We start from the raw sequence: 7,907 nt of genomic DNA, 5'->3' as shown, positions 1-7,907 counted from the left end.
GCTACTAAATCAAGTGTAAGATGCATTTCAATTGCTGCGGGTGCAGTTTTAGTAAATCTACCTTGATAGACATCTTTTAATTTTTCATGGAGTGTCAATGAAGAACCATCATGTAAATGAATATGTTTAAATGGATACTCAGGTGGCAAGCTAGATTGAAAAGGCTGAATTAATAGTTCTTTAGTGGCTTGTTCCGTCAGAGATTGAAGTAAGTTCGTAAACTCAGGCTTTTTAATTTGGTTGTGGTAAGGTTTATAATTTAACAGCTCTTGATAGCGTTCATTCAGTACCCTTAAAATATCGGTTAAATTAGCATGGTCTTGGCAGCTTAATGCATGTATCAATGCTCCTATAAGATTTGCAGGGTGTAGTGTTCTGAGTTTCTGAGTGAATTTTACTTTACGTGATAACTTAAGAATATGGCTAGGATTAAAAACTGCTTTAATTGATTGAGTAAATGTGGTAAATTGACTTTCCAAGAGATGCTCCTTTGTTTTAAAATGTTGATTCGTAACCTATATTTGATCACAAATCGAGCATCTCTTCAAGTTTTTAATTTAATATACACGCCAAAAACTGCATAAAAAGCACACAAAAACCACATATCAAAATAAATAAAACCAAATCAATAACTTATAAGATCCTACGAATGTTTGTGCACTTGGATACTGCTTATGTAGCGCATCAATAAATGCAGTGGTTACGATTAAATCACCAATGAAATCTAGCCTAACAACTAAAATTTTATTCATTTTTATCTCTTAAATTAGAAGCTCATTGAAACTATATTTATAAACAAAATTCGCAATATTATTTCTTATCACTAAACAAAACTATACCATCACAACTCGGCGCTAACCACTGTATCTCTTAAATAACGCAGCTGGACCTGATTTAACACCTGTGCTTGCCAAATGATGTTTAGACCTACCACAATCTTAGATAAAGCATGTTAGCAACCTAATAGCTAACTTCACAGCACACCATCAGTGGTTCATTTTCATTAAAGTTCTTATCTAATGGATTTATCGAATCAATTCTCTATTAATTAAGTGTGGTGTAAAATATTCATCAGAATCTACTAGCAAATCTTTCCTAATATAATATGGTTTGTTAGGTAACTTATAATAAGCACTTTCAAGAAATCTATCAATACAACCAGCGTAGCTCTCCCATGGAAATTTGTCCCAAACCATCCATTTATCAATTAACATTATTTTAGGTGCTACTTTTTTAATCTGGTCACATGCATTAATAGCAATACCAAACTTAGGATTTTCATTATATTTTTCCTGCCATGGCAAATAGAAAAAATATCCCGAGGCGGGTAGCCTTTCAGAAGCTAAATATTCATGGTTTTGAAAAGAATATGCAATAATCCTATCATCTGGACTAGTAAATTGATTAACTAACTTAGAAAATTCAGTTTCTACAGGAATAGGTGATGAGAGTATTTTTTGTAAATCCTTGGGGATAATAAGAGATACTTTGGTCAAACAAGAAAGTAAAAAAAAGAAAATAACATATCTCACATAAACGTATTTATATTCAATTAAATTAAAGTTCAAAACAAGAATTGGGATAATGGCGTAAAAATAAGGCATCCCATGAAAACCTTTACCTCTTATTAATAAGCTGCATAATGCTATAATCAGCAATGCTATGCGCCAAAGTTGCCTCTTTTCTAAAGATGCATAAAAAAAACTCAACAATATTGCAATAAAAGAAATCAAATGGCCTCTATCAAATATAAGAACCTGAGTTGCTTTTAAAACAAGATGAAATAATGATAAAGGCTCATTATAAATATAAAATGGCAGAATTTTTGTATTTAGGTATATGTGAAAAGCAGCAAACCCATGAAATGAACCATACACATATAAAAAAAACAAATTAACTATCAAGCCTAAAGATACACCAAAAAAAATGTAATTTATATTTTTTTTTCTAAATGATGCTAAAAATATTAAAATGCTAATTGGTATGTAAGTAATTGCTAAAAAAGGTAATGATGAAATCAATAAAGTCCCCAAAAAAATAACTGATGGTTTAAGTTCATTATCTAATAGAATCGCAGGAAGTGTATATTGTGCAAGAATTATTAATAGCATAATTCCAGCCAAGGTTTGATATGCGTACATATGCCCGTGCATTTTTGGCATAAAAACTAAAATAACAGTAATAGCCGTTACTGAGGCTAGTATTTTGGGAACACGACTCTTAAGTATTGGTGATGTATAAATAAATACAACTGCTAAAACTTGAAAAAAAGCGATTATAACTCTATGACCAGATATACCAAAACTATCAAAATTTTCTAAAAGTAAACCGGGCATAAATGTTAAGGGGCCATGATGATTGAAAATTTCCGAGTATAATTTCATTCCTGCCGCCATCATTTTTACCGTAATAATCGTTTCAGACTCATCTCCCCATTCCCTATAGTCAAGAAGCAAGTATTGATATCTGAGGCTAAAAATAATAAAAATAAAAAATATAATACATAAAACCCAATAAAAAAATTGATTTGGCCTTTCTATTTTGAACTTTTCATAAAAAAAAAATTTATTAAAAAACATATAATTCCTTACTTAAAATGAAGATGAAAGAAGGTTCGATAAATATCAAGCGATCTGTCCATTTTTTTCACTGCTATTTGCCTTATTTTCTTTAACTAGGTTAAATACTATTTTGGCTTCATAATCCCAGTCTCTTGTATCCCGAGTGTTCCAACGCTCTGGAAAGATTAATTTAATGCCGGTAAGCCAACCAAGTCGTTATTGCAAGTGACGCTTAGCTTGTTAGTGCGTTATCGAAGAGAACGCAATTTTGACATCACAGTTACATTTAACGACACTTCATCAGTGGTTTATTTTCATTCAGCTTATTACTCCGTATCCGACAATTTTGAATTGCCCTCTTAATGAGTGTCTAAAATCATTATGTCACTACAACCTTAAAAATATCGGTTAAATTAGTATGGTCTTGGCAGCTTAATGCATGTATCAATGCTTCTACAAGATTTGCAGGGTGTAGTGTTCTGAGTGGATTTTACTCTGCGTGATAACTTAAGAATATGGCTAGGATTAAAAGCTGCTTTTATTGATTTAGTTGATATGATAGAGTTCTTTTCCAAGCGATGGTCCTTTGTTTTAAAATTTTGATTAGTAACCTATATTTATTCACAAATCAAGCATCTCTTCAAGTTTTTTATTTAATATACACGCCAAAACAAATAAAAAAATCAATAACTTACAATACTATACGAATGATCGCCTAAATGCGATAATAGACCAAAACCACACCATCTCACTAATAAATTATTGATATTAAATCTAAAGTTAAACCTGTAATAGTAATCACAGAAGATCAGCTAGAAATCTGATTTTTAAACATAATTAAAAAATTACTTAATGCGAAATTTGGGTTATACAACTACACAATGGGCTTTCAAATATCTTTGTTATGCGTTTACCTGAGGTGATTCCCATCACCTATACATTTATTTGGAATATGAATTCATGGATTAGCTACACAAACTGTGTGGTAGCAAATTATGCATTAAGCCACTTTTTGATTAAGACATGCTTTGAAGATTAATAATTTAAATTTCACTAAATAGCTTACCCAATTTATCTTTATCTGATAATAGAGGTGTATTGCCATTTAACGGCCAATCGATATTAACCGTGGGATCGTTCCAAATTAAACACCCTTCATTACCTGGATTATAATAATCAGTACATTTGTATTCAAAGTCTGCCATATCAGTTAATACAAAAAAACCATGTGCTAAGCCGGGCGGAATCCAAAGTTGAGATTGATTCTCTTCGGATAAGATCAAACCGTCCCAAGCACCGTAAGTGGGAGAATCTTTACGGATATCAACCGCAACATCAAAAACAGATCCTCTTGCAACACGAACTAATTTACCTTGGGCATTTACTGTTTGGTAATGTAAGCCACGTAAAACATTTTTGCCTGAGCGAGAATAGTTATCTTGTACAAAATCGTAATCTATGTTTAGCATTTCACGATAACGGTCGGCTTGGAAAGTCTCTAAGAAAAAACCACGAGTATCACCGAAGACTTTGGGTTGAATAATTTTTACATCATGTATTTTAGTTTCTATTATTTGCATACTTAACTCAAAAGAAGATTTAATAGGCACCCGTACGATTTAGTACGACGTTAATTGTTTTAAACAGAATAGCAATATCGTTCCATAAAGACCAGTTTTTTACATACCATACATCGAAATAAACTCGCCGCTCGTAGTCTATATCATTTCGGCCACTTACTTGCCACAACCCTGTCATACCTGGCTTGGCCATAAGATAATAATTAACACTATCACGGTAACGGAGCAACTCTTCTTCTATAATTGGTCTTGGTCCAACCAAACTCATTTCACCTTTAATGACATTAAAAAGCTGAGGGAGTTCATCGAGGCTAGTTTTGCGTAAAAAAGCACCTATCTTGGTAATTCTAGGATCATTCTTTAATTTAAAATCTCGCTCCCATTCCTCACGGCTAGCAGGATCATTTTCTAATAAATCATTAAGAATTTCTTGAGAATTTGTCACCATACTGCGGAATTTTAAACAATTAAATGGCTTACCATTCCTACCAATCCGCTCATGGGCATAAATTACTTTCCCATCATCTTTTTTAATGGAAAGATAAATCCATAGTAAAAGAGGAGAAAGTAACATAACTAACGCTGTCGCACACGATAAATCAAATGCCCGTTTAAAAAAGCGTGAAGTGCGTTTTGCAAGATTGTTATTTAAGCGAAATAAAATCACTTCGTGACTAAAAATAAAGGACATATCTGTTCCGTACAAAGGAATACCACGGATATCAGGCACAATATGAACATTGCGATGTTGCTTATTTGATAGATGATTAATTACTTGCTGCTGAGTTTTTTCCTGTCCACTTTCCAAGGCAATTATAAACACTGTATCTGAAATAAATTTCATCGCAAAAAAATTCTCAATAGTGCTTTTTTTTACATATGAATCAGGAAAGACTTTACTCAGGTTGTCTAATCCATCAACTTGAATAAAATGATTAACCTGATATCCCAAGAATTTTTCGCTTCCAATTGCGGAGTAAACATCTAATGCATTCTTCCCTGCACCCACTAAAACGGTACTTTTCTGCCAAATTCCAGTTTTTATAAAAAACATCTTAATAGAAAATCGCATCAATGGAAGGATAATAAAAATAGCTGTAAAGGTAAGCACCCAAAGCGTACGTGAAAATCCCCATTTAGAAAAGGCTACAATCGCAAGATCTAAAACAGCAAAAATAATCAAAGTTCTTAATATTTCTTTCAGCTCAAGCCAAAAGGGCTTACGATAAGAATAGTGTCTTAATCGAGATAAAAACCATCCGCATAGCAAACCAGATAAAACAAATTGAACTATAAAGCGCTTTTCAAAAAGATGATCAGGTAGATGATTATCCACATTCGGTGAAAAAAAATAGAGTAGCTTATAAGCAAGTAAAAGGGCTAAATTATAAGTAATAATATCACCTAACATGAGACCGAGTCGCATTTTTCGCTCACGACTTAAAAATAACAACTTCATTATTTTTCCTCATTCCAAAAAGATTTAGTCATACTCATTTGCTTACAAACGCTTAATGGTAAATATTTATAAAGTCCACCAAGCTTATAACCAAAATATTTGGCGAATGTCTGAGCAAAAGCTTTAGGTAATAAAAATGGATTATGCCTGAGAAGATATTGGATTTCCGATAGGACAAATTTTTTACCCTCTCCTTCAGCTTTGCCAAAAATGACCATAATCCACGGCTCCATACTATGAAAAACTCCAATATCGAAATAGCGCTTAAACTCTTCAATAATAGAATAATTATGGGAGTGTTTTACTGTAGCGCCTCCAGCGTAAGCAATTTTATAACCAGCTAAAAGCATTTTAGCAGTTAGATACATATCTTCCGCTAAAATGGCGTCATGTGGGAATCCACCTAACTCATCAAAAACTGATTTTCTGTAAGCAGCAAAGGAGTTAGACATAAATGCAGTTTTAAGGCCAAAATTAGATTTGTCGGCAAGTGATTTAACGGATGATTCAGCCGGATAATTGAAAAAACGAGCATGAGCAGCAATTGCGTTAGCATTATCATGGGGCAATTGCCTTCCACAAACTGCAGCAACAGTTGGATCTCTGAAAGGTTCCAAAAGGATTTCTAAGCTTAAGCAACCTGTCAATAAAGCATCCTGTGTCATAAAAACTAAGTACTCGACATCATTATCCGCAAGCGAAGCTCCAAAATTACGCGTACCGCCATGATTAAATTCAGCTCTAGGGATAATATGGCATATCAGGCGATCGGCTATAGGTGTCTCACATAAAATTTCATCAGAATTAGAATCTATTTGAATAATCGTAAAATTTTTAATTTTCTGTTCATCAATACAAGCACACCAAGTTTGCCATAAGTTACCAGGATTGTAGGTAGGCACTATTATTGAAAAAATATCTTTTTTATTCATTAGAAATACTCATTAAAAAATAGATCATTCTTTAAACTTCCCGAAATTCCCACAAAGACCATCAACCCAACCCCTAAAATACATTTTAAGCTTAAGAAATTTGCTTTCCTCAAAAATAATAATTTTAAACAAAGTATAGATTAGAGCACTTATATCAAACAAAAACCACCCAAAAAACCTCCACGCGTATCGTTTGTACATATAAACTGAGTTACGGGCCATATAATAACGCCTTATAGGGCTATGATTAGTTGTAAGAAATCTGAATTTAAATAAATAATGTTCCGTTTTATTACCTAAATTATGATTCAAAATAGCCTTTGTAGAAACCCATAATGTATAATTATTATCCAAACAGCGTAATGAAAATTCAGTATCAACATAATCAATAAATAATTTATCAATAAAACCACCAATTCTTTTAATAACAGATAAATCAACTAAACATCCTGATGTAATTAACATCATAACACTAAAATCCTCACTTTCTCTAATTCGTTTAAATCCCCAACGAGATAAAGTCAGATATTGATAGTTTGAATTTCCCCTGATCGCTTCATTAATAATCCCTCCCACAATAGCTACATTAGAGCACAAAGATTTACGTCTATAAGTATTTAATAGTTCGGTAATATAATTCAATTCTGGGCAGGAATCTTGGTCAAAAGTAACAACAAAATCATAATTGTCATTCTCAGCATATTTACATCCTATGTTAAGTGCTGTTGCAATTCCTAAATTTTCTTCAAGACTTATTAATATGATCTTATTAGATATATTAGACCCCAAAATATTAACAAATCTGGAGTAAAAACGACTTGAACCATTATCAACAATATAAATAACCTCAACTTGAGCAGCAAGAAAATGCAATCTTGTGATTAAATCACTGTCCGGTTCATAGGTTACAACAATAGCGGCTACTTGCATATATGAAAAAACCTCAAAAATGTAAATCAAAGAAATCAGAGTTTAAACAACTAGGAGCAAACTTACACGTAACAAAATAACAGAAAAAATTTTGAACAATATAGTATTGTTATCGTAAGCGCCAATTTAACTACACCTTGACATTTTGAATTGCCATTTTTTCTATGATTCAATGGCAGTAAATCTGTTATATCAGCACCCGTTTCACGCTTTAGTAATTCTTTAAATATATGAGTAAGCCGCTCATAGGGATTAGCTTGATTTGCTCGGCAGGTAAGCACTAAACTAAAATTAAAGCACTTGTATCAGCACCTTTTGGGGTATCAGAAAACATCCAGTTATATCCTCCTACTGCCATCGGTCTTATCTCTCTTTCGACGGGATTATTATCAATTGGCCAATCCCCATTTTGCGTATAGGCAGTTAAATATTCCCACTGATTGAT

At 32.7% G+C, this 7,907-nt stretch carries 9 protein-coding genes; all 9 read right to left on the bottom strand.

Annotated elements, in window-relative coordinates; all coding sequences use genetic code 11:
- A partial coding sequence (locus BMW37_RS14600; protein WP_483887625.1) for a transposase occupies positions 1 to 479 on the bottom strand: 479 nt, incomplete at its 3' end.
- 126 nt (positions 480 to 605) lie between these two features.
- Entirely contained in the window at positions 606 to 752 is a 147-nt protein-coding gene (locus tag BMW37_RS15030; protein WP_143047688.1) for a glycosyltransferase family 9 protein, read from the bottom strand.
- Positions 753 to 1,025: 273 nt separating this feature from the next.
- Complete coding sequence (locus BMW37_RS14595; protein ID WP_093322703.1) at positions 1,026 to 2,579, bottom strand: hypothetical protein; 1,554 nt, start codon at positions 2,577 to 2,579, stop codon at positions 1,026 to 1,028.
- Between the two features lie 1,025 nt (positions 2,580 to 3,604).
- Complete coding sequence (rfbC, locus tag BMW37_RS14590) at positions 3,605 to 4,141, bottom strand: dTDP-4-dehydrorhamnose 3,5-epimerase (protein WP_093322700.1); 537 nt, start codon at positions 4,139 to 4,141, stop codon at positions 3,605 to 3,607.
- Between the two features lie 19 nt (positions 4,142 to 4,160).
- Positions 4,161 to 5,600 (bottom strand): undecaprenyl-phosphate galactose phosphotransferase WbaP, encoded by a 1,440-nt coding sequence (gene wbaP, locus BMW37_RS14585; RefSeq protein WP_093322697.1) that lies wholly within the window; start codon positions 5,598 to 5,600, stop codon positions 4,161 to 4,163.
- Positions 5,600 to 6,532 carry a glycosyltransferase family 2 protein gene (locus BMW37_RS14580; protein ID WP_093322695.1) on the bottom strand — a complete coding sequence of 311 codons (933 nt, stop codon included), beginning with the start codon at positions 6,530 to 6,532 and terminating at the stop codon, positions 5,600 to 5,602. The genes wbaP and BMW37_RS14580 overlap by 1 nt, the downstream gene beginning before the upstream one ends.
- 24 nt (positions 6,533 to 6,556) lie before the next feature.
- Positions 6,557 to 7,462 carry a glycosyltransferase family 2 protein gene (locus BMW37_RS14575; protein ID WP_093322692.1) on the bottom strand — a complete coding sequence of 302 codons (906 nt, stop codon included), beginning with the start codon at positions 7,460 to 7,462 and terminating at the stop codon, positions 6,557 to 6,559.
- 62 nt (positions 7,463 to 7,524) lie between these two features.
- Entirely contained in the window at positions 7,525 to 7,743 is a 219-nt protein-coding gene (locus BMW37_RS16090) for a transposase domain-containing protein (protein WP_093322689.1), read from the bottom strand.
- Positions 7,743 to 7,907: an IS66 family transposase gene (locus BMW37_RS14565; RefSeq protein ID WP_093322687.1), complete on the bottom strand. Its 165-nt coding sequence runs from the start codon at positions 7,905 to 7,907 to the stop codon at positions 7,743 to 7,745. The genes BMW37_RS16090 and BMW37_RS14565 overlap by 1 nt, the downstream gene beginning before the upstream one ends.

It is taken from the genome of Thorsellia anophelis DSM 18579 (genome assembly GCF_900111395.1).
Classification (GTDB): domain Bacteria; phylum Pseudomonadota; class Gammaproteobacteria; order Enterobacterales; family Thorselliaceae; genus Thorsellia; species Thorsellia anophelis.
This window is presented reverse-complemented; position numbering and strand designations above follow the sequence as displayed.